This is a genomic window from Gardnerella sp. DNF01198P, from assembly GCF_049244165.1.
Classification (GTDB): Bacteria; Actinomycetota; Actinomycetes; order Actinomycetales; family Bifidobacteriaceae; genus Bifidobacterium; species Bifidobacterium swidsinskii.
This window is the reverse complement of the sequence record NZ_CP058382.1, coordinates 1,275,720-1,299,352: the sequence shown is the minus strand read 5'-3', so window position 1 is coordinate 1,299,352 and position 23,633 is coordinate 1,275,720. Positions and strand designations below refer to the sequence as shown.

13 protein-coding genes and 1 other RNA gene are annotated in these 23,633 nt (G+C 44.6%); 11 read left to right on the top strand and 3 right to left on the bottom strand.

Annotated elements, in window-relative coordinates:
* Positions 1–27: 27 nt before the first annotated feature.
* The 7 genes from HXT44_RS05640 to tuf all read left to right on the top strand — a co-directional run bounded on the left by HXT44_RS05640 (position 28) and on the right by tuf (position 8,733).
* Positions 28–1,227 (top strand): UDP-N-acetylglucosamine--N-acetylmuramyl-(pentapeptide) pyrophosphoryl-undecaprenol N-acetylglucosamine transferase, encoded by a 1,200-nt coding sequence (locus HXT44_RS05640; RefSeq protein ID WP_288231240.1) that lies wholly within the window; start codon positions 28–30, stop codon positions 1,225–1,227.
* Complete coding sequence (gene murC, locus HXT44_RS05635; RefSeq protein ID WP_288231239.1) at positions 1,227–2,789, top strand: UDP-N-acetylmuramate--L-alanine ligase; 1,563 nt, start codon at positions 1,227–1,229, stop codon at positions 2,787–2,789. The genes HXT44_RS05640 and murC overlap by 1 nt, the downstream gene beginning before the upstream one ends.
* 52 nt (positions 2,790–2,841) lie before the next feature.
* Positions 2,842–4,080 (top strand): cell division protein FtsQ/DivIB, encoded by a 1,239-nt coding sequence (locus HXT44_RS05630; protein WP_076003022.1) that lies wholly within the window; start codon positions 2,842–2,844, stop codon positions 4,078–4,080.
* 267 nt (positions 4,081–4,347) lie between these two features.
* A complete protein-coding gene (gene rpsL / locus HXT44_RS05625; RefSeq protein WP_003813881.1) occupies positions 4,348–4,719 on the top strand; it encodes a 30S ribosomal protein S12 in 372 nt (123 codons plus the stop codon).
* Positions 4,720–4,722: 3 nt separating this feature from the next.
* Positions 4,723–5,193 (top strand): 30S ribosomal protein S7, encoded by a 471-nt coding sequence (gene rpsG / locus HXT44_RS05620; RefSeq protein WP_012914396.1) that lies wholly within the window; start codon positions 4,723–4,725, stop codon positions 5,191–5,193.
* A 42-nt stretch (positions 5,194–5,235) separates the two neighbouring features.
* Positions 5,236–7,365 carry an elongation factor G gene (gene fusA, locus HXT44_RS05615; RefSeq protein WP_004107409.1) on the top strand — a complete coding sequence of 710 codons (2,130 nt, stop codon included), beginning with the start codon at positions 5,236–5,238 and terminating at the stop codon, positions 7,363–7,365.
* Between the two features lie 168 nt (positions 7,366–7,533).
* Entirely contained in the window at positions 7,534–8,733 is a 1,200-nt protein-coding gene (gene tuf, locus HXT44_RS05610; RefSeq protein ID WP_004118785.1) for an elongation factor Tu, read from the top strand.
* 713 nt (positions 8,734–9,446) lie between these two features.
* Here the strand turns inward: tuf and HXT44_RS05605 are convergent.
* Both HXT44_RS05605 and HXT44_RS05600 read right to left on the bottom strand, forming a co-directional pair.
* A complete protein-coding gene (locus HXT44_RS05605) occupies positions 9,447–10,193 on the bottom strand; it encodes a Bax inhibitor-1/YccA family protein (RefSeq protein ID WP_004108493.1) in 747 nt (248 codons plus the stop codon).
* Between the two features lie 184 nt (positions 10,194–10,377).
* On the bottom strand, positions 10,378–11,187 hold the full coding sequence (locus HXT44_RS05600) for a GTP pyrophosphokinase (protein ID WP_004108491.1): 810 nt from the start codon (positions 11,185–11,187) through the stop codon (positions 10,378–10,380).
* A gap of 142 nt (positions 11,188–11,329) precedes the next feature.
* On the opposite strand from HXT44_RS05600, the gene miaA reads away from it, so the two are divergent.
* Positions 11,330–12,343, top strand: coding sequence for a tRNA (adenosine(37)-N6)-dimethylallyltransferase MiaA (miaA, locus tag HXT44_RS05595; protein WP_064621564.1), 1,014 nt, complete (start codon positions 11,330–11,332; stop codon positions 12,341–12,343).
* 68 nt (positions 12,344–12,411) lie between these two features.
* Here the strand turns inward: miaA and ssrA are convergent.
* Positions 12,412–12,808: a transfer-messenger RNA gene (ssrA, locus tag HXT44_RS05590) on the bottom strand.
* 384 nt (positions 12,809–13,192) lie between these two features.
* On the opposite strand from ssrA, the gene HXT44_RS05585 reads away from it, so the two are divergent.
* From HXT44_RS05585 to prfA, 3 genes are all read left to right on the top strand, one after another.
* Positions 13,193–21,991: an InlB B-repeat-containing protein gene (locus HXT44_RS05585; protein WP_421782769.1), complete on the top strand. Its 8,799-nt coding sequence runs from the start codon at positions 13,193–13,195 to the stop codon at positions 21,989–21,991.
* Positions 21,992–22,148: 157 nt separating this feature from the next.
* A complete protein-coding gene (gene rpmE, locus HXT44_RS05580; protein ID WP_004118797.1) occupies positions 22,149–22,361 on the top strand; it encodes a 50S ribosomal protein L31 in 213 nt (70 codons plus the stop codon).
* Between the two features lie 146 nt (positions 22,362–22,507).
* Positions 22,508–23,605 (top strand): peptide chain release factor 1, encoded by a 1,098-nt coding sequence (gene prfA / locus HXT44_RS05575; protein WP_012914392.1) that lies wholly within the window; start codon positions 22,508–22,510, stop codon positions 23,603–23,605.
* Positions 23,606–23,633: the final 28 nt, after the last annotated feature.

Genomic DNA, 23,633 nt, shown 5'->3' with positions numbered 1-23,633 from the left:
TATGAAAGTTATAACAAGGGTAGTGAAATGAAATTTGATAATGCTATTGAGCATGAAGTGCATATTGTTCTTGCAGGCGGGGGCACTGCAGGTCATGTCAATCCTTTGCTTTCTGTTGCAAACGCTATTAAAAAGCTCAATCCTGAAGCGTTAATTAGTGTAATTGGCACAGAAGTTGGTTTGGAAAAAAGTCTTGTTCCGAATGCAGGGTACGAACTTGACGCTATAGAAAAAGTGCCGTTCCCGCGTAAGCCAAATCTAGATGCAATTAAGTTTCCAATTCGATGGATGCGCGAAAAACGCAAAGTGCGAAATATACTAGCCGCTAGAAAAGCAGATATAGTAGTGGGCTTCGGTGGCTATGCTTCTGCTCCAGTATATTCTCAAGCTCATGCGCAGCATATTCCTATTGTGATTCACGAGCAGAATGCTAAATCTGGAATGGCAAATCGCTTGGGTGCAAGTTGGGCTGATGCTGTTGGAACAGTTTATGGGAATACTGATTTGCGCACACGAAAAGGTGTCAAAGTTGAAAGAGTTGGTTTACCTCTTAGGCCTGCTATTTCTCAATTGTGTGAAAGATTAGAAAAAGATTATGATTCCGCTCGCGTTGAAGGTGCGCAAAAACTTGGCGTTGACCCTAAACGTCCAATTATTCTTGTTACCGGCGGATCTTTGGGTGCAAAAAGCATAAATCAAGCTGTTGCTGCAGCAGCAGGAGATATTTTAAAACATGCGCAAGTAATTCACTTAACTGGTCGCGCAAAAGCGGAAGAAGTACGAAATATAGTTGCAAAGCAAGTAGGCGAATCGCAAATAAATGATATTAAACCAGAGCATGCTGGTTGTGGCGATTATCATATTGCAGAATATTTAGAGCGTATTGATTGGGCTTTTGCTTGTGCAGATTTAGTTATATGTCGTGCAGGAGCTGGAACGGTTGCAGAAATTTCTGCACTTGGCTTACCTGCTGTATACGTGCCATTGCCTATTGGCAACGGCGAGCAGCGTTTCAATGCTGAGCCTGTAGTAAATGCAGGGGGAGCATTAATGGTAAATGATGCTGATTTCAATGCGAAGTGGTTTATAGATGAAGGATTAGCTTTATTGCAAAACAAAAAGCAATTACAAGCTATGCGCACTAAATCTTGGAATTATGGTATTCGTGATGCTGCAGACGTTATGGCGAAGCGTATTCTTGAAATCGCAAAAGAAGGCAGAAAGTAATGACTAATCTTAATAGCAATACAACTTCATCTCATAACAACATTGATTTAAACCCAGTAAAATCAGCGTTTGATGATTCGCAAACTATTTCAAAACTAGGGCGAGCGCATTTTATTGGCATTGGCGGAGCTGGAATGAGTGTTCTGGCAGAAATGTTGCATGAAGAGGGAGTAAGCGTAAGCGGTTGCGATCGTGAAGCAAATGATCACACTCAACGCTTGGAAGAATTAGGTATTGAAGTAGAAATTGGACAAAGTGCTTCACATGTTGAGCATGCAGATGTACTCGTGTATTCAAGTGCTATTAAACCGAGCAATCCGGAGATTATGGCAGCACATGAGCGCGGCATAAAACTTGTTCATCGCAGCGATATTCTTGCGTTATTATTATCTGCAAAAACTGGTGTGACTGTTGCTGGAGCGCATGGTAAAACAACTACTAGCTCACTTCTTTCTCATATATTAACTGTGGCTGCAGTAGGCGATTTGGCTGATCCAAGCTACGCAATCGGCGGATCTATTCAAGCCGCAGACGGAACAGTTTTAGACGGCGGTCATGCTGGCAATGGAATTGTTATGGTTGCTGAAGCTGACGAATCTGACGGAAGTTTTGAAAAATACAGCCCAAGTATTGCAATCGTAACAAATGCTGAAGCAGATCACTTGGATCATTACGGCTCTAGTGGACGATACAGAGAAGCATTTGTTGAGCACGTAAGTCACGCTGTTAATAACGTAATAATTTGTGCAGAAGACGAAGGTGCTAGAAAAGTACTTGAAGCTATGCCGGATAATATTTTAAACAAAACAATTGCTTACGGTAATTTGGATACTTGGAGCCTAAAACTCAGCTCGCGCGTACAAAAATTAGCTATGTTCGCAAGTATTGAGCATGAAAATGAGCAAGCTGTAAGTGGTCGCGAAATGTTTACGCTTGTATTGCCAGAAAAAATTTTGGATGAACATGCTAAATGTTCGAACAAGGTGCAAGTTAGCTTGTTAATACCAGGTTTGCATAATGCGCTTAATGCTTCTGCAGCTATTGTTGCTGCAGTATTGCTCGGTATGAATCCAGAAGATGCGGCTCGTGGTGCAGAAAGCTTCCGAGGTGCGTCTCGTCGTTTTGATATTCGTGGATGTGTTGATGGCGTGACAGTTGTGGACGATTATGCTCACCATCCAACTGAAATAGCTGCATTATTGCGTGCTGCGCGAAGGAAGTACACTTCTTCTACCCTTCGCGTGCTGTTTCAGCCTCATTTGTTCTCCAGAACGCAGGCTTTTGCTAATGAGTTTGCAAAATCTTTGGCTCTTGCAGACGACGTAATTGTTACAGGAATTTTCCCAGCTCGCGAAAAGCAGGAAGATTTTCCAAATATTAATGCTGAAACTATTGTTAAAGCTGCAAAATTGCAGAATCTTGATGTAAAAATTGAAGCGGTTGACGATATGCGCGAAGCTGCGTTGAAACTGGCTTCGCGTGCAAAATCTGGTGATGTGCTGCTTACAGTTGGTGCAGGAAGTATTACTGCTATGACGTCTGTTATGCTAGAAGCATTGTAGTGCTTTGAAATTAAGCGATTAAAATATAAATAGATTATTACGAGAGGTAATTATGGGTCGCGTGAGGTCAAGCAAATCGTACGATGCTGGTGCAAATAATTCGCATCGTCGTACCGTTTCAAGTCTTAATATTGCGCGTACTGAAGAGTCTCGTAGTAATAAATCCAGCAGCATTGCGTCTCGTAGCAGTGCGTCTCGTAGTGCTGAATTGCTTAATAATGAATTGCGTAGTGGTGTAGCTCGTGGTGCGAAATCTAATATCGGAAAATCTAATATAAAAAAATCTAGTATCAAAAAAACGCGTGATGAAAAAATTCATATTTCTAAACCTAGATCTGCTTCGTCGTTGCGCAAAGACCAGCGTTTTCAAAGGCATATAATCAGCCAAAACACATCGCAAATACGAGTAGCTGATATCAATGAAAAAAATCATCAAGGTAAGTTTGTTGACGCTAGACTTTTGCCGAAGCTTGATTTTGTAAGAAAAACTTTAAGTCAAACTTCTGGTTCTCTTGGAATGATTACTCGTCCTAGAATAATTAATTTTCGAGAGCGTTTGAAAGAACGTAAATCTGCTTATTTGCAATTTACTGTTAAACGAATTCTTGCAATTCTTGCAGTGATTGCTTCTGTTTCAGCGATTGTTTGGTTTTTATTCTTCTCGCCAGTTTTTCTTCTTAAGTCTAACGATATAAGTATTTCTGGCTCTAACGAGTGGGTGAGTGAGCAAAAAATTGCTTCAATTGCTTCAACTCAGGTTGGTAAATCGCTATTTTTAGTTTCTTCTCAAGAAGTAATTAACCAACTTAACGATATTCCTGGTGTAACTGAAGCAAAAGTTTCTAAGAATTTCCCTAATGGTTTGCATGTTTCTGTACATGCGCAACGTCCTGCAGCAATGCTCAAAACTCGAGATAGCAATAAATTAACTGCTGTTGACGCTAAAGGTCGCGTGTTAAATGCCGTAGCTCAAGTTCCAACGCAAGGAATACCTGTTATCGAAGTTTCAAATGTGCAAAGAAGTTTGAATAATAGAGCGGTACTTGAAGCTGTAAAAATTGTTAGTTCACTTTCGGAATCTTTGCGAGCTAGAGTTACGAAAGTTAGTGCAAAAACTCAAGATTCTGTCGAAACAGAATTAGGGGATGTTAAAAAAACTATCATATGGGGCAATTCGTCTCAGATTGAGTTAAAGAAAGCTATTGTTGCCAAGATTATTGATGATCCTAGTAAAATTGGTAATAAACGCAGCTTAGATGTGTCTGCTCCTGTGCGTCCAATTCTTAAATAGGGTTTTAAAACTTTATTAATCGCATTGTCAAGATTAGGTGTATAATAGCAATTCGTGTGTGCCAACAACGTGCCTTATGTTATAGGCGTGTTGGTTGGGATATCCCAAGTGCCAAAGATAGCGCGCAGTAATGTGTGGCTGGAGGCGCGAGGGCCATCGGGCCGGTGGACTGTGGCTTTTACTCTTTAACCGATTCTTTGGTTATGGTGTGCTGCAGTGTGGCGGTTTTCACCAAATAGAAGATAACAATGAATCGGAGAACTTAAGTTGCCTACGATTGAACAACTTGTCCGTAAAGGACGTCAGGCCAAGCCGAAAAAGTCAAAGACTTTGGCCTTGAAGGGTAGCCCGCTGCGTCGTGGCGTATGCACCCGTGTGTATACCACCACTCCTAAGAAGCCAAATTCCGCGCTTCGTAAGGTTGCTCGTGTGCGCCTCAGCTCTGGTATTGAAGTAACCGCCTATATTCCAGGCGAAGGTCACAACTTGCAGGAGCACTCCATCGTGCTCGTGCGTGGTGGCCGTGTGAAGGATCTCCCAGGTGTGCGTTACCACATCGTGCGTGGCGCATTAGATACCCAGGGTGTCAAGGACCGCAAGCAGGGTCGTTCCCTGTATGGAGCAAAGAAGGCGAAGTAAAACATGTCACGTAAAGGACCTGCAAAAAAGCATCAACTGCTTCCTGATCCAATCTACGGCTCGACCGTCGTGGCTCAGTTGATTAACAAAATCCTTCTCGATGGTAAGAAGTCCATCGCAGAAAACATCGTCTACACCGCTCTTGAGCAGGTGAAGGCAAAGACCGAGCAGGAGCCAGTTTCTGTATTGAAGCGCGCTCTTGATAACATTCGTCCAAATCTTGAGGTTCGTTCTCGCCGCGTTGGTGGTGCAACTTATCAGGTTCCAGTCGAAGTTAAGCCTGCTCGCGCAAACACTCTTTCCCTCCGCTGGCTTACTGACTTCTCACGCGCTCGTCGTGAAAAGACTATGGCTGAGCGCTTGGCCAACGAAATTCTCGATGCCTCCAATGGCTTGGGTGCTTCCGTGAAGCGCCGCGAGGATACCCACAAGATGGCAGAAGCAAACAAGGCTTTTGCTCACTATCGCTGGTAATCCACAAGATAATCGGTATCTTAAAGAGCTAAGGATAAGAATATGGCACAAGATGTGCTTAACGACCTGAATATGGTTCGTAATATCGGCATCATGGCGCACATTGATGCTGGTAAGACTACTACCACCGAACGTATTCTTTACTACACTGGTAAGAACTACAAAATCGGTGAAACTCATGATGGTGCTTCTACCATGGACTTCATGGCTCAGGAGCAGGAGCGCGGTATTACTATTCAGTCTGCTGCAACTACCTGCTTCTGGAAGCGTCAAACTCATGACGTTGATGACCGCTATCAGATCAACATCATCGATACCCCAGGTCACGTGGACTTCACCGCTGAGGTGGAACGTTCCCTTCGCGTGCTCGATGGTGCTGTAGCAGTCTTCGATGGTAAGGAAGGTGTGGAACCTCAGTCTGAAACCGTGTGGCGTCAGGCTGATAAGTATAGCGTCCCACGTATCTGCTTCATCAATAAGATGGATAAGCTTGGCGCTGATTTCTACTATTCCGTCAAGACCATCAAGGAGAAGCTCGGTGCAACTCCACTCGTTATTCAGCTTCCAATCGGTGCTGAAAACGACTTCGTTGGCGTTGTTGACTTGATTCGTATGAAGGCTTACGTCTGGAATGACGTTAAGGACGATATGGGTGCTCACTATGACACCGTTGACATTCCTGAAGATTTGCAGGAACGTGCAGAGCAGTATCGTGCTGAACTTATGGATCAGGTTGCTGAAGCTGACGATGAGCTGGTTGAGAAGTACCTCGAAACTGGCGAACTTACTGAAGAAGAAATGCGCGCTGGTATCCGTAAGCTTACCATTGAGCGTAAGGCATTCCCAGTAACTTGCGGTTCTGCATTCAAGGATAAGGGTGTTCAGCCAATGCTGGATGCTGTTGTCGACTTCCTCCCAAGCCCAGAAGATGTTCCATCTATTAAGGGCTTCAAGCCAGGCGACGAATCTGTTGAAATTGACCGTAAGCCAGTTAATACAGATCCATTCGCAGCATTGGTATTCAAGATTTCAACCCATCCATTCTATGGCAAGCTCGTGTTCGTGCGCGTTTACTCTGGCGAAGTAAAGCCAGGCGATTCCGTGTACGATTCCACGAAGTCCAAGAAGGAACGCGTTGGTAAGATTTTCCAGATGCATGCTGATAAGGAAAATCCTGTAGATTCAGCTGAAGCTGGTAACATCTACACCTTCGTTGGTTTGAAGAACGTCAGCACTGGTGATACTTTGTGCGACGAAAAGAACCCAATTTCTTTGGAATCCATGACATTCCCAGATCCTGTTATTGAGGTTGCTGTGGAGCCAAAGACGAAGGCTGATCAGGAAAAGATGAGCTTGGCTTTGGCTAAGCTTTCTGACGAGGATCCTACATTCCAGGTTAAGACCGATGAGGAATCTGGTCAGACTTTGATTTCCGGTATGGGCGAGCTTCAGCTTGACATTATCGTTGATCGTATGCGTCGTGAGTTCAAGGTCGAAGCGAATGTTGGTAAGCCACAGGTTGCTTACCGTGAGACGATTCGTAAGGCTGTTATGAACCAGGAATACACTCACAAGAAGCAGACCGGTGGTTCTGGTCAGTTTGCAAAGGTTTTGATGAACTTCGAACCTCTCGACACAGAATCTGGCGAAACCTACCAGTTTGTCAACGAAGTTACCGGCGGTCACATCACCAAGGAATTCATTCCTTCAATCGATGCAGGCGTGCAGGAAGCTATGGAATCCGGCGTTTTGGCTGGCTTCCCAGTTGTGGGTGTAAAGGCAACCGTCACCGACGGTCAGACTCACGATGTCGATTCTTCGGAAATGGCCTTCAAGATCGCAGGTTCCATGTGCTTCAAGGAAGCTGCTCCTAAGGCTAATCCGGTAATTCTCGAACCAATTATGGCTGTCGAAGTCCGTACTCCAGAAGAGTACATGGGCGACGTCATGGGCGATTTGAACTCTCGTCGCGGTAACATCCAGTCTATGACTGATGCCACTGGCGTGAAAGTTATCGACGCCAAGGTGCCGCTGAGCGAAATGTTCGGCTACATTGGCGATCTTCGTTCCAAGACTCAGGGCCGCGCAATGTTCACCATGCAGATGGACTCTTACGCGGAGGTTCCGAAGGCCGTTTCGGACGAGATTATTAAGGCTCAGCGCGGCGAATAAAGCGCACGCTACTTCGGTGTTTTCTGTCCCCGGTCAACGCTAGAATTTCCTACGTTGACTGGGTTCTGGCACCGAAGTGGCACCTAACCCAGAAACCCAGTAATATGTAGCGAAAGACCTCTCACAAATGTGTGAGGCAAACTACGAGACGTCCAGGAGGACAAACACATGGCAAAGGAAAAGTACGAGCGTACTAAGCCGCATGTTAACATTGGTACCATTGGTCACGTTGATCACGGTAAGACTACCTTGACCGCGGCTATTTCTAAGGTGCTGCATGGCGAGTATCCAGATCTGAACCCTCAGTATGACTTCGATCAGATTGATGCCGCTCCAGAAGAGAAGGAACGCGGCATTACCATTAACATCGCACACATCGAGTATCAGACCGCTGAGCGTCACTACGCTCACGTGGACGCTCCAGGCCACGCTGATTACGTGAAGAACATGATCACCGGTGCTGCTCAGATGGATGGCGCAATCCTCGTGGTTGCTGCTACCGATGGTCCTATGGCTCAGACCCGTGAGCACGTTTTGCTCGCTAAGCAGGTCGGTGTCCCGAAGATCCTCGTTGCTTTGAACAAGTGCGATATGGTTGATGATCCAGAACTTATCGACCTCGTCGAAGAAGAGGTTCGTGACCTCCTCGAAGAAAACGGCTTCGATCGCGACTGCCCAGTCATCCGCACCTCTGCTTACGGTGCTTTGCACGATGACGCTCCAGATCATGAGAAGTGGGTAGAGACCGTCAAGGAGCTCATGAAGGCTGTTGACGAGTACATCCCAACCCCAACTCACGATCTTGACAAGCCATTCTTGATGCCAATCGAAGATGTGTTCACCATCTCCGGTCGTGGTACCGTTGTCACCGGTCGTGTTGAGCGTGGTAAGCTCCCAATCAACACCCCAGTTGAGATCGTTGGTTTGCGTCCAACTCAGACCACCACCGTTACCTCCATCGAAACCTTCCACAAGCAGATGGATGAGGCCGAGGCTGGCGATAACACTGGTCTTCTTCTCCGTGGTATCAACCGTACTGATGTTGAGCGTGGTCAGGTTGTGGCTGCTCCAGGTTCTGTGACCCCACACACCAAGTTCGAAGGCGAAGTTTACGTCTTGACCAAGGACGAAGGTGGCCGTCACTCGCCGTTCTTCTCCAACTACCGTCCACAGTTCTACTTCCGCACCACCGACGTCACCGGCGTTATCACCTTGCCAGACGGCGTTGAGATGGTTCAGCCAGGCGATCACGCAACCTTCACTGTTGAGTTGATCCAGGCAATCGCAATGGAAGAGGGCTTGACCTTCGCAGTTCGTGAAGGTGGCCGTACCGTTGGTTCCGGTCGTGTGACCAAGATTCTTGCCTAGTATTTTTCTAACTGAAAAATATTAGCTAAGGCTTAATAAAGACCCCGCGAGGAAACTCTCGTGGGGTCTTTTGTTGTATGTGCTTGTTTTATCAGCGTGACGACCTGCTTGAGCGCTGCGATTTAGCGCGCGAAAGCAACTCGGAGCGCCGAGCTTGCTCAGGGTTGAAAGCACAGTGTGCTTTCAACGCAAGCGAGGTCTGCCTTCGTCAATAAAAAGACGAAGGCAGGGCAGATTAGTGGGGTAGTGTTCTCTTGTTTTGAGTGTTTTGGTGGGTTTGGAGCTCCAATCGCGGGATTTGATGCTCACGTTGGCGCGACGACCTGCTTGAGCGCTGCGATTTAGCGCGAGAAAGCAACTCGGAGCGGAAACTCGCTTAGGTTGGAAGTCCGGGGGACTTCCAACGCGAGTTTCGTAAGCGAGCGCGTTACCCACGTGAGCGCCACTGTTTTTTCGTTACTGGTGCAGTTTGTGTTCTGTGTTAGTGTCTCATTTTGCTTGTTTTGGGACACTGGTGCAGATTGCGTACTGTGTTAGTGTCTGTCTCTGGTAGGTGATTTGAGAAGTGTGTGAGAGATGGGTGTTAGTAACGCTCGGCACTGTTAACGCGTTCGCGTTTGGAGTACAGAGAGCATAATAAAACCCTGCCAAATACTAATCTGGCAGGGTTAAATAGCTAAGCAACTAACACACGTATGTTAGTTTTAGTATTGCTAATCTCTATTATCTCCAAGCAACTCTAGCAAGTAGATGAACATGTTAATGAAGTCCAAGAACAGTTGGAATGCGCAGAAAATAGATACTTTCTTAACCATTTCAGGCTGATTTTCATATTGTGCAAGTAATGCGCGAGTTTGCTGAGCATCGTAAGCTGTTAAACCTGCAAAAATAACGATGCCAATTCCAGCCATAAGACGCATTGTTCCAGTATCTTGCCCAATAAACGAAATAATAATTTGCGCAACAACGAATACAAGTAATGCAACCATTAAAATTGGACCAGCTTTAAGCAAATCCTTTTTTGTAGTAAGTGCAAGCATTGTCAAGCACAGGAAGAATCCTGCAGTTAAAGCAAATACTAATGCCACAGATCCAAGGCTAAATACTTGAAAGACTGAGCTTAAAGTAAATCCTGTTAAAGCAGCATAAGCATAGAACAAAACTCGTACTGTTGTCTCACTCATTTTCATTAAGCGTGTTCCAAGAACAACTGCTATCACAACCTGAGCAATTGCCAACATTATCCAACCCCATCCGCGGGTTGCAAACATAAATCTAAGCCAGAAATTACCGCTCTGAGTGAACAGTGCCACAAGAGTTGTAACAATCAATCCAAGCGTCATTTCGCCATAAGTGCGTCCTACTGAAACTCTTTTTGCTTCTTCAAAAGCATATGTTGCCTGAGTGTCAATAACTTCAGGAGCACCGCTTCTGTAATAATCTTGAGTAAAGTTTGTCATTATTTCTCCTTAACAGCTATGAAATAAAACGCTGTCAAGACAACGTTCTCACATAATTATAATTAAAGCATCTGGGAAAATGCTAAAAAAATACAGCATAATTTATACGTTCGTACAATAAGCTGGTTTTAGTCTTGCATAAGATTACGCCTAATATGGCATAAGCTTGCGCTTCGTATTGATATTATGCCTTACTATTAGGTGCTTCTTCAACTTGAGGAGCACCATTAATATCGCGGTGAATACCTTGCATTTGTGTTTCAATATTTTGCAAGCTATGCGCGCAATCGAGCAAAGTTTGAGAGTGCTCAGCCAACTTTGCATCCGGCAAACCGGCTTTGTATCTTAAAGCGTGCTCCAAGCTAGCCCAATAATCCATAGCAATAGTTCGGAATTGCACTTCAACTGGCGTGTAGTGTGCTCCAGAAGACAAGAACACAGGAACTGCATAAATTACGTGCAAACTGCGGTATCCATTAGGTTTTGGATTCTTAATATAATCCTTAACTTGCAATACTTGAATGTCTGTTTGTTTAGAAAGATATTGCGCTACAGAATACACATCGTCGCAGTAGTTGCAAATTACGCGAATTCCAGCTACGTCGAAAAGATTATCGCGTATAGAGCGTGTGGAAATATCTAGATGACGCCTTTGCAGTTTCTCAAAAATTGAGTGCACTGATTTAAGACGACGCTCCATGTGATGAATTGGGTCGTGAGAGAACCGCACCTGAAATTCGCTATCTAGAATCTCGAGCTTCGTACTTATTTCGTACATTGCTCCTTCGTAAATTTGCATCATGTTTACAAATTCGTCGATTTGGTCTTCAGGAAGCATAAGCGAATTAGTTTTGCCGCATTGGGAGCAATTTTGTTGGTTTTTTGTATTGTCAACATTGCTGCTAACGTTGCTGCTTTCATTAGCTGCTTCGTTGCTATGAAGACGCGCATAGAGTTCTGCTGCGTTTACGCGGTTATGACGATCAAGTATCACGTCTTTTAATAATACTATAAAAACTGCTAAACGTCTGGGAGTGCGTATGTAAATGTAATATTCTTTGCAAAGCGTGATATAAATATCTTAGGTAATTGAGCGCAAGCAAAATCTAGCAAAGTATTTTGACGAGGAGTGTATTTTGTCTGAAAATAAGCAGGATAATATTCCTAAAGTAATTTCAATAGTTGGTCCTACGGCTTCAGGCAAAACTAGTCTTGGTATTGCGCTTGCGAAAAAATTAGCTGAGCGTGGGATTCGTGCGGAAATCATCAACGCAGACGCGTATCAAATGTATCGTTACATGGATATTGGCACGGCTAAGGCGAGTGCGCAGGAGCAGGCGGAAGTACCACACCATTTGCTTGACATAATTGATCCTGAAGAAACGATGACGGTTGCGCGATTTCAAGTTTTAGCCAGGCAGTGTATTAGTGAGTTGCAATCGCGTGGTGTGAGGCCGATTTTAGTTGGAGGATCGGGATTGTATGCTCGTGCTGCTGTGGATGATATTACATTTCCAGGCACGGATGAGTCTATTCGTGCAGCTTTGGAGGAGCGCGAGCGCAAAGAGGGAGCGAGTGCGCTGTTTGATGAGTTGCAACAAAAGGATCCGGTTGCTGCGGCTCATATGGATGCGCGCAATCCGCGACGTACAATTCGCGCGCTTGAAGTGATTGAGCTTACGGGAAAGCCTTATTCCGCAACGCTTCCGAAGTATAAGTATGTGATTGATTGCGTGCAAATTGGCTTAGATTTGCGTCGTGAAGATTTAGATAAGCGCGTGGATTTACGTACGCAAATTATGCGTGAGCAGGGTTTTGTGGATGAGGTGCGCGCGATTCGAGAGCGATTGGGTGTGACTGCAGCTCGTGCTCTTGGCTACCAGCAGATTATGGATTATTTGGATGGCGTGTGGAGCGAGGATGAGGCTTTTGCGGATATTGCACAAAAAACTCGACGACTTGCACGCAAACAAATGGGTTGGTTTGGTAGGGATGCTCGCATCCACTGGTTGGACGCGTTGCGACCGGATCTTGCGGAAGCTGCGCTCGCGATTGTTGCTGCTGCGGATGCGGGGGAGTTTGATTGCAATAGTTCTGATGCTACTGAGCACGCTACTCAGCACCATCTCGGAGATGCTTTCGAAGCTTAACTTAAATCTTGGAAACATTGGGGTTTACTACAAATAACGCCACTGTTTAAGCAGTGGCGTTATTGCGTTTGTGGAGTCGCGGGGAATTGAACCCCGGTCCGGTGACCGTACCCTCGGTCTTCTACGTGCGTAGTCTGCTGGCCGCACGGCAGTTTTTCTGCCCCCATGTTATAGCAGACAATTCATGGCGAGCATATCTACAGTCAAAGTCCCTGAATTGCCCTGCAGCTCGGCAATTCAAGCAAGTCTTCTCATGACGTTCAGCACCACTCCGAAGACGTGAGTGGGTGAACGGAGCAGCTGCTCACTGGTTAATCCTGGCGCGAAGCTCAGGCAGCGAGAGCGAACTCAGTGCGATTAGATTTAGCACTTATTCTTTTGCGAAAGGACGTTTACGAGTGGACTTCCGCATTCTCGGCACGCTTCCCCGCGGCGAACAGATCGCCGTCGAAACCGATCGACCCCTTTTGATTTTTCAAACAATCGTTGCACTAGAGCACACGTTTTTATATTGTATCATATTTTAATGCGACGAATTGCTTGAGTGCTTATTTCTCACGGAATAGCAGTTCGCCTAACGCATGATGATATGGGCGCCCTCACTGAGCTTATTCCTAACGGCATAGTCGTTCGGATGATTTTTTTTTTGGGGGGGGGTATTGATTAGTATATTATTAGTTAGGTGATTTTATTTGCCAAGTGTAAATATGAGTTGTAGTTGATTTGTAACGAATAAAAGATTATAACAAATGTTTATTTTATGCCCGTATACTGTATTCATATATAATATATATGAAGATTTATAAGTATGCGCGATTTACTTGAAAATGGTTGGAGTGAGGAGAAATAATGGCAGAGCGTAAAGATTTATATGGTGATATGGCACCAAGAAGAACACTTCGTAAGGCTCATGCAGTGAAGCGTTCTCGTGCTTTGCGTAAGGGAGTTGCTGGAGTTGCTGTTGCTTCAACTTTGGCAATGATGCTTCCATCTGTTGTGGCTTCCGCGCTTCAGCCTACTCAAAAAGATATTATCGATGCGTCTAATACGACGCAAAAAATGGGCAAAGGTAAGCCTGATGTAGATGAATTGAATATGCAGCGGTGGGGTGCTGGCGTACTCAATAAGGGTGCACAAATTCAAAAGTTTGTAGAGCTTGCGCGCCATGATGCACAAATGCAAAAGTTGCGTGAAGCACAACAGCGTGAGATTGAGCAGCGTGAAATAAATAAGAGTGAAGCAAAGCAGCGCGAATCGCAACAACACGAAGTGCAACAGCGTGATGGAATTGACTCGCAGTTAGGTAGTTCTTCAGAACAGGTTAATTTCGGACATTCTTATGCAGTAAGTGCGCCTGCGCCAGTGCAGCCAGTTCATCCAGCAGTAAAGCCAGAGTCGACTCCAACTTTGAAGCCGACTGCAAAGCCAGAATCAACGTCAACTGCAAAACAAGATGCAAAGCAACCTGCAGAAACAAAGCAACCGGAAGCAAAGCAACCGGAAGAAAATGCTGGTGACGTTAAGCCTGCTGAGGTTAAGCCAGGTGAAAATAAGCAGCCTGCACAACCAGCAAATACGCAGCCTGTAAATACTGAAAGCGCAAAGCCTGCAAACGAGCAGAATACAAGCGCACAATCTTCAAGCACTCACGCAGAAAATGCTCCTGCATTAAGTAATGCAAATGCGCCAAAGGGGCGTGTTCGTAGGTCTGTTGAGAGCGGCGATGGTGCTTCCGACGGGAATAGTGTAACTACTACAACAAGTGCGCCTGCAACCTCGACTGCACCGTCTGCAAATAATGCGTCTGCAGCTCCGACTGCGAACACTGTAGATAATACGACTGCACCGTCTGCTCCTGCACCTTCAACAGGTACAGCGTCTAACGCTGGTGCTGGAACTACAGCGAACCCAAGTACAGAAAATACAACTGCACAAGGTGCAAATGCAAACGTCTCAGGCGAAGAGAAAAGCACTACGCCTGCTTCGAACAATGAGCATCCTTCACCTGCTTCTACATCGAACGCTGGCACAACAACTAATAACGCAGCAACTGATCCAAACAGCCAGGTAATTAAGCCGAATGAGCAGCATCCAACTGCTGAAAACACAGAGCAAGCCAACGAACAGGTACAAACCGACAAAAAGCCAAAAGCCACTTACAATTTGAAAATTCGCTATACGATTGGTGGTGCTGCGAATAAGCAGCTTGTGCAGCCGTATGAGCTTACAATTGATCAAGAAGACTTCGATAATCTAGGCAAAGATGGCAAGTGGGAATACATTGAGCTTCCAAAGGCTGCTGGATACCGTCCGTCCGTATACCACTCCGGTGATTACCAGTACTACATTAAAAACAGCGAAGACAAGTTTGTTATTGACGACGGTACGGATGCGGATGCTAAGCGTTACTTGCGTTTAAGCAAGAAGCTGATTACTGATTACGCTGTAAAGAAAAGGCAGGCTGTTGAAAGCAACAACAGTGCTCAATCTTCGCAGAATCCATCGTCTACGCAGTCAGGTTCGGACGACGGTATTCAGTACTACGGCGAGTTGAATATCAACTACGCTCCTAAAACAGCTAAGTACTATGTGCGTCACTTGGTGCAGGATCTCGATCATAAGGATGAGTTTCACGATGCTCCAAATCTTGGCGTTGGCAAGACTATTGAAGTAACTTACAAAGATGGCAAAAAAGAACGTATCCACGTCACTGAAGTTACTGGCACTGTTGGTTCAGATGTGAGTGCTGTAGCTCTGTACATTCCAGGCTACGAGCCGGAGCATAATCTTATTAGCTCGCCGCTTTCGGATTCTGAAGATGAAAAAGATAAGCTAGTTTTGAACCTTCGCTACTACCGTAAGGCGTATGAAGTTACTTACGATTCTGCTGGCGGCACGGATGTTACTGCTCAAAAAGTGTATTACCAGCAAGATGTGCCACAAGTTACGAAACCAACTAGGCGAGGTTACACTTTTAAAGGATGGTCTTTAGTAGATCCTAGCAAAGAGAGTGATCCGCTTTATGCTGAGAATACTATTGTTTCTCTTGATGACTACAAGATGCCGGATCACAATGTGCAATTCCGCGCTAATTGGGAAGCGAACAATACTACTAGCTACCGCGTGAACGTGTGGGTGCAAAAAGCGGATTTGGTTGACAAAGAGCATCCGGATTCGCTTGCAAACTACGACTTTGTTGGTCTTGTTGAGCGCAAGAACGTGAAGACAGAGAGTGACGTTGCGCTTAATAAGATGAATGATGCCGGCGTTGCTAATGATACTAGTAAGCTTAATGGTAAAAACGAAGATAATTATGTAGAAAACCCAGAGCTTGGCTTAACGAAAGAAGAGTTGCAGGGCACGAAGGATAAGAGTTACAAAGACGGCTTAATTTCAAAGTTCAACTGGATGAACGATACGCCTGTAACAAGCTTAGACGGGTATGATACCGCGAATCCTGGTGACGCTTCAAACAAAGGCAAGGATATATTCACACGCTACTTCCATGTGAATAAGGAGCTTACTAAAAAGCTTAACACTGAGCAACATGATTTTGTGCCGGGTCACCCAGATTTAGGCAAACGTAGTAAATCGCAGCTTTGCGCGAACGACTTAAACAACACTCTTAACTTAGTTTACGACCGCAAGACTTACGAGCTTATTTTTGCTAAGCCTACTGGCGTAGATAGGGGTAACAATGCTGCTATAAAAAGAAAAGACGAAAGCGGCAAAACAACTATTTATTGCTATGCTGATGGTGGCAATTGCTCAACGAAGTATGATAGCGAAAATGAAGATAACGATGGCAACAAAATTGACCATAAGGGCTACCGCGTAAAAGTTCGTTACGGTCAAAAGCTTACTGATATTTGGCCTGATATAAATGAATTAGATTTTAATGAAGAAAATATAGGCTCTTTAGGATGGCAGCTTGGATATGCAGGTGAAGTGAATTATCGTGACACTCCTCCGTATCGTTTTACTATAAAAGAATTTGCTGATCCTAAATTCCGTGTACAAGGTAATAATCAAGCGCCTAAAATTAGTGATGACCCTTCGAATCCTAGTGCACAGCAATACGAGCTAAAAGATAATCAGCGTCTGCTTACTGCTGATATCAGTAGTAAAAGTGCGCCTATACAGGTGATTATTAGGAAGCAAAGTATTGCGTCTGCTAAAAACGGTGGCGATGATATAGGCGACAATGATTATGAGCTTTCAACTGATTCATATAGCAAAGATGATACTGACAATTCGGGTTATTTATATACAGCTCCATCTATTGCAGGTTTTAATCCTGCTGATGGTTATGATAAGAAAAATGTTGGTGATTCGTTAGATCCATTCGACTTTGAAGATAATCGGGAAGAGTGGTATAACGAATCTCATGGTCATGGGAATTGGGATGATTTAAGTGATGATGAGAAGAATGCTTTTGCTAAAAAGTATCATTTAGCATTTCGAAAGTATAGGGGCGTTCCAGTAGATGAACAAGAAGATTATTCTGGTGATGCAACTGAATTTGAAACTAACAAACTACTTGAATTTAGGTACAACCGCAAGTCGTACGATGTGCAGTTTTATAATGCGGATGGCAAGGCTATAAAGGACGGCAATGGCTCTGCTAAAGAGAGCCTGCCGTTCGAGTATAGTTTGACTAAGCGCGGCAAAAAAGATTTGACGGGCGAAGACAAAGAGCTATACGGAAACGATACATCTTATGATGCTTCTGTAACTAAAGACGATGCCGGTAATACGTCTAAGCAGTTCGACGGCAAGTACACTTTCACGCTTAATAACAAGACTTACTCCATCGTTCGCCCTGCTGATTTGCCAGAAGACTATGTGTTTAAAGGCTGGGCTGTTGATCAGGCTGGTACTCAGTTTATAAATGGCGAAAACAAAGATATTACAATGCCAGTCAACGGCATTAAGCTTTACGCTGCGTGGGGTCTTCCAACTGATATTCAGCACACTGTAACGTTTGACTACCATATGCCGAAAACCGACGACAACGGCAATGAAATAAGTGGCTCCGACGTAGTTACGGAAAAGAAGTTCCCTCGCTACCATGTTATTGACGAAAAGAAGATAAGCACCCCAACGCGCAAAGGCTACGACTTCTACGGCTGGGAGATTAAAAAGAACGGCACGACTTTGCCGTACGCTTTTGGCAATAAAGTAGTAGAAGATATAAAGCTTGATGCAGTGTGGGTTAAGGATACTCGCTACAACGGTACTTTTAAGCACATATTCTTAAAGCCAGGCGTAACGTTTGCTGACTATAAGACAGAGGGTCTTTCAGACGCAGAAAAAGCCGCGATGGTGGATCACGTTTCTACTCAAACGGTTTCCGGCTTGCGCGAGCATTTGCGCTACAATGCGGAAGCAGTCTACAGCGACGAAACGCACTTCCCAGATAAGCAGTTCACGAGCTTTGAAGCCTCGAGTGATGAGAAGCAGAATACTGGCGAGTTTATTTACCAAACGTACAATACGCGCAAGTATAAGGTAAAGTATATTGATCAAAACGGTAAGGAGCTTCTTCCAGAAAGCGAAGTCAGCTCTGTAAACAGAAAGTACGACGTAGTATTCTACAAGCCGATTGAAGGCTTTATGCCGGAAAGTACACAGCAGAATATTACTTATACTACTGATAGCGAAGGTAAGCAGACTAGAGAAGATACATTCATCTTCAAATATAAAGACGTTCGCGTGCTTAAACGCAATGACGATAAGCAAGCTCGCCCAGATCACTACACGCGCTACGTGTTCAAAGTGGCTGATGGTCAAGACTCTATGGGCAGCGTTGTTGACTGGCAGAACAACAATGTAGCTGACGGCTCTGTTCTTGTGTACGACGCAATTAAGGGCACAAAAGCTTATCAAATGCCACTTCCAACAGTGAAAGCAAAGCCTGGATTTGAGTTTGTTGGTTGGACTTCAAAAGTCGGTTCGTCTGAAGTTGGCTCGCATACGCTTCAGTATTCCGATGGTGTGAATCGCTTGCCGATTCGTTCCGAAGAGCAGAACAATCCTGAGGTAATTTACACTGCTCACTTCAAGCTAAAGGCTCCTATTGCCGCAGCTCCGCAAGTGCTTACGCCACTTAAGAATATTAGTACTGGAAGTAGTGATGATGCTAAGAAGCTTATAACGAATGCTAGTGATTATCCAGATGGTGCTACGTTCAGCTTTGCGCCTGGCGAAAAGTTTGACAACACTCCAGGATTACACAAGATTAAAGTGCAAGTGCATCTTGGCAATAACATTGCTGAAGCTGAAGTGCTGTACCGCGTGCTGCCGGATTTGGTGTACGCAAGCGAGTGGGATAAGTTTAAAGCTACTGACTACGGCAAAGCGCATATTGACGAGTATGCGCCGATTACTTTCACCGGCAAGAATGATGAAGGCACTATTATTGGTCACGATGGAGATAATGCCAATCATCCTGCTGGTGAAAAAACTACGCTTACTGCGTACGTTTATAAGGGTAAGGAAGTTAGAATCCGCGTGCCGCAAGCTTTCGGCAATGATGACAGCAACCAGCATTACCACTACGTGTTTAAGGGTTGGGCGACTAATGTTGTAAAGCCGACTGCTGAAAATCCAAAACAAGAGCAGACGTTTGACATAAATTCAAGCGACCGCTACAAGAAAGTAAATTTGCAAGACGGCGTAACTTACCACGCTATTTACAAGCGAATCGACTACTTCTCCAGCTCGTCCGACAATGGAACAGTTCCAGAAGATTCTGTAGTTGCAATCTTCAAGCCTGCTCCAGGACGAAAGTGGAAGGACGGCACAGACGGCCCTAAGGTGTTCTACGTAAAGAAGGGTACTGATCTTTCGCAAATTCCTTACAGTGCTAGCGACCAGACTAGTGCGTTGACAAGGCTTCAAGAGAACCTAACCAATGCTAAGGGAACTTGGAATCGAAGCAGCATGATTAATGGCAAAGAAGAAGTAACGCCTATAGATGATGTTTCGAATTGGAAAGTTGATAAACCATTCCAAGAGTTCGTGGCAGATCAAACCCCTTGGACAGAGCCAACAGTGCAGACTGATTACTTGGTCGCTGTGCAAGATAAGCCTGACACGCTTCCAAAGTTAACCGATTTTATAACTAATATGTCTCAGCTCAAAGCAGATGCTGCTGTGAATAATGGCATAGAAGACATAAAAGTCGAATATGATTTGCCAACTGAAGCTGAACAAAATAAGTTAAAGCAGAAGATGCTTAAGAAGCCTGCTTTGTACACTGTTCCTTTGAAAGTTACAGTTAAGTATAAGGATGCAGCAGATTACAAGACTTATAGACTTGTAGGACGCTTAAAGGTGCTTTATCAGTTGATGTACGATAAGAGCCTACCGAAACCAGATAGTACTCAGCCTTCACATCAGCCTGGCGATACTAATCCTCTTACTGGTGTTGCTGCAGAGCGTGATCTTGTTCTCAATAAGGATAAGTATGTTAAGGTCAACTTTATAAATGCCAATCAAGTTGATCATAAAGATCAGGGCAGCCTTGATAAAGATACTACTAAGCTGTACTACGTTCTTAAAGACGATGTTACGGGCGTAAAAGCTCCGCAAGCTGTTGGCAAGAATTATGACGCTGGTGGATACCATTACGTGTTCAAAGGCTGGAGGAAGCTTGAGAATTTTGTTGATAATGATAATTCTAATGCTCGTTCGAGTGCAAGAAGAGGATTAGCAAATCAACCTGAAATTCCTGTCACTACTTTGATGGTAAGTGAACCAGCATCTGCAACTAGCGTTGATGTGCAAAACGCGAATGATGAAAAGTTGTTATCGAATGATGAGATTCGTAAATTAAAGTACTCTGAAAATACTACATACCAAGCAGTGTATGAAAAGGTGATGAACATCATCGACGCGAAGAGTAATGAGAAAATTCCAGATAACTACGTGCCGTATGTGTTCTTACCAGCTTTCGGAAGGAAGTGGGATGATGGCTCATACAAACCGAAAGTTATCTACTTTAAGTCCGATAGTACTACATATGAAAATGACGTTAATAATAAAACTAATGAGTTAAAGCAACAGCTTAAGGGCTTTAGCAAGTGGGAAGTTTATGATGCAGGCAACAAGCCTGTTCCGTCAACTGACACAAATAAGAATAGACAAATTCGCGTATATGTTGCAAATCAGATTGCTGATATGCCTGTGAATGTATCTCAGTTTGTTAAGAGTGTTGGAGATGAAGTTCCTGCTCCTGATGAGCTTGTGTCTGGTGTTGATCCTAATAACCTAGAGATTGCGGGCATGCACGGTGCTGGTGTAGTTTATTCTTCCGGTGCAAATTCTGTTCGAATTGCGAAGCCTGGAATTACTACCGTTAGAGTGAAGGTTGAAACATCTGATCCAAATAAGAAGGGTGCAAAGATAGTACGTTATGAAAATGTACCTATTCAAGTGCTTCCGAATGTGATTGCAGAGCGAGATTTGCCTTCAGCTGGCAGTCAAGCAGGAAAGTTCATTTTAGAAAACTACACAAAGGTAACGTATGTAGCTGGCAATGGCGGAACTATGCAGTCACCAATGCATACATACTGGGTGCGTAAAGATAGAATGTCTGAAATAAAGAATTATATTCCAGACGTTCTTGCTAACAAAGGTTACATATTCAAGAATTGGGATGAAGTATCTTACTCTAAACATATTGATACCATCTATAACAGTGCTGATAACCACAAATCAACTGATATTGAGCGTGAAACATTAGCTAAGATTGCTGAACGCTATGGCATGTCGTTTACAGCTAATGTAATCCGCAAATCTAAGAATTCTACATTTGCGGCTATAAAGAATATTCTTGCTGAAGCTATAAATAACGAGAATATGAGTTATGAAGCAAGTCGTAATAGATTGGCTATTGTTGCTGAAACATTAGGAAAGTCATATACGGCAAAAATAATTCGTAATTCACAACACTCAACTATTGAAGCTTTGAAGAATTTACTTGTGCACTCTGGTATTACTGACGCCGATATTGCAATGGTATTCCCAGAAAGCGAAACCATTATTACTGCAAACTTCGAGAAGATGGCTCCTATGAAGTTTAAGTTTAGTGGTTCTGCTCGCGAGGGTGTTTTAACGAACTTCAGATTGCAAAACATGACTGAAGGAGATGTTAATAACACAACGGTTACAGTAGACGGCAAGAAAGTAACTATTAACGAGTTAGTTGCTCAAGGCTTAACTTCTGTAAACGGCATTAACGCAAATTGCGCTGGTACTGAATGCAAGATTTCTGGCACGCCTAAGATTGTTGACGGCAAGCCGAAAGTTGAGCTAACGTTTACTACTACCGACAAGTATGGTCGCGAAGCGGAAATTACTGTTGAAATTGATGTGATTTCTGAGAGCAAACCTGCTCCAACGCCTGAACAAGCTATTCCTTCTCTTGATTCTTATACTTCATATGACGTAACTATTGAGAATGAAAAGAAGCAAGAAAAGGATGTAAAAGAAACTGCTGAAGCAAGGCCGGAATTAGCTAAAACTGGTAGCAATACGGTTTCTTCTGCATCCGCTGGTATTTTGTCGGCAGCAATCGCAGCAATTGGTCTCGCGGTTGTAAAGACTGGCAAACACCATCGCAAGCGTCGCAATAATAAATAATTTATTTAAATTTGGAGCGTTTGAATTTTTCATGCGCTCCATTTTTATGCGGATTATAAGCGCGTCGAGGGTGGTGACTAGAATTACGAAGGTTCCGGTTCACGCTTAGCTATTGGGGCTTTGCGACCCGGGTCGCCCGAATTCCATAGGAGACATTATGAAGCAGGGTATTCATCCCGACTATCACGCAGTGCAGGTTACCTGCTCTTGCGGAAGCACTTTCGTAACTCGTTCTACCGCTGATGGCGATCACATGACGGTTGACGTGTGCTCAAAGTGCCACCCATTCTATACCGGCAAGCAGAAGATTCTCGACACCGGCGGTCGCGTGGCTCGCTTCGAGAAGCGCTACGGTAAGAAGACTAAGTAGCTTTTGTGACGCCAGCCCTGCTTTCGTGTAACTCGCGGAATCGGGGCTGGCGTTTTATGTGCTAAACATGTGTGTTTAGTGTTCTACATTTGACATTTAAATTTTTGATTTACAATCCGCGTTAAGCGTGACTACAAAGGAATATGATGGCTGAGTCAGTAGAGGAACAATTCCCGGCAGCAGTTACCGCGTTAGAAGAGTATCGCGATATTGAAAGTCGTATGGGAAGCCCGGAAGTTGCGTCAAATCCGGATGCTATTCGTAAGCTCGGTCGTAGGCACGCAGAACTTGGATCAATCGTAAACGCTTACCTAAATTACAAACAGCTTTGCGACGACTTTGAAGCCGCAAACGAAATGGCAAGCGACGACCCAGATTTTGCTGAAGAAGCTAAGCGCTTAGAAGAGCAGATTCCAGCAGCAAAAGAAAAGCTTCGCACTGCATTAATTCCTAGGGATCCGGATGATGCGCGCGATATGATTATGGAAATTAAAGCTGGCACAGGCGGCGAAGAAGCGGCTTTGTTTGCTGGCGATTTATTGCGTATGTACATGCGTTACGCGGAAAAGCGCGGATGGACTACCGTAATCCAAAGCGAAAATTCAACGGAACTTGGCGGCGTAAAAGACGTGCAGCTTGCGATTCGAGCAAAAGGTACGCCTGCTCCAGAAGATGGCGTGTGGGCAAGCATGAAGTATGAGGGCGGAGTGCATCGCGTGCAGCGAATCCCAGTTACGGAATCGCAGGGACGTATTCAAACTTCCGCAGCTGGCGTAATCGTGTTCCCAGAAGCAGACGAAGATGACGACGAAATCGAAATCGATCCAAAAGATTTGAAGATCGACATTTTCATGAGCTCCGGCCCTGGTGGGCAGTCCGTGAACACTACTTATTCTGCGGTTCGCATGACACATATTCCAACCGGAATTGTTGTTAGCATGCAAGACGAAAAGTCGCAGATTCAAAACCGTGCGGCAGCCCTTCGCGTGTTAAAGTCTCGTTTGCTCGCTATGAAGCACGAGCAGGAGGCAGCAGAAGCGGCGGATATGCGCCACTCACAGGTGCGTTCGCTCGACCGCTCTGAGCGAATCCGCACGTACAATTTCCCAGAAAATCGTATTGTGGATCATCGCACGAATTACAAGGCTTACAATCTTGATCAGGTTCTTGACGGCGATTTGCAGCCTGTTATCGACAGTGATATTCAGGCGGATGAAGCTGACCGCTTAGCGCAAGCCAAGTAAGTCAAGTAAAATTACTGAAATAACCAAG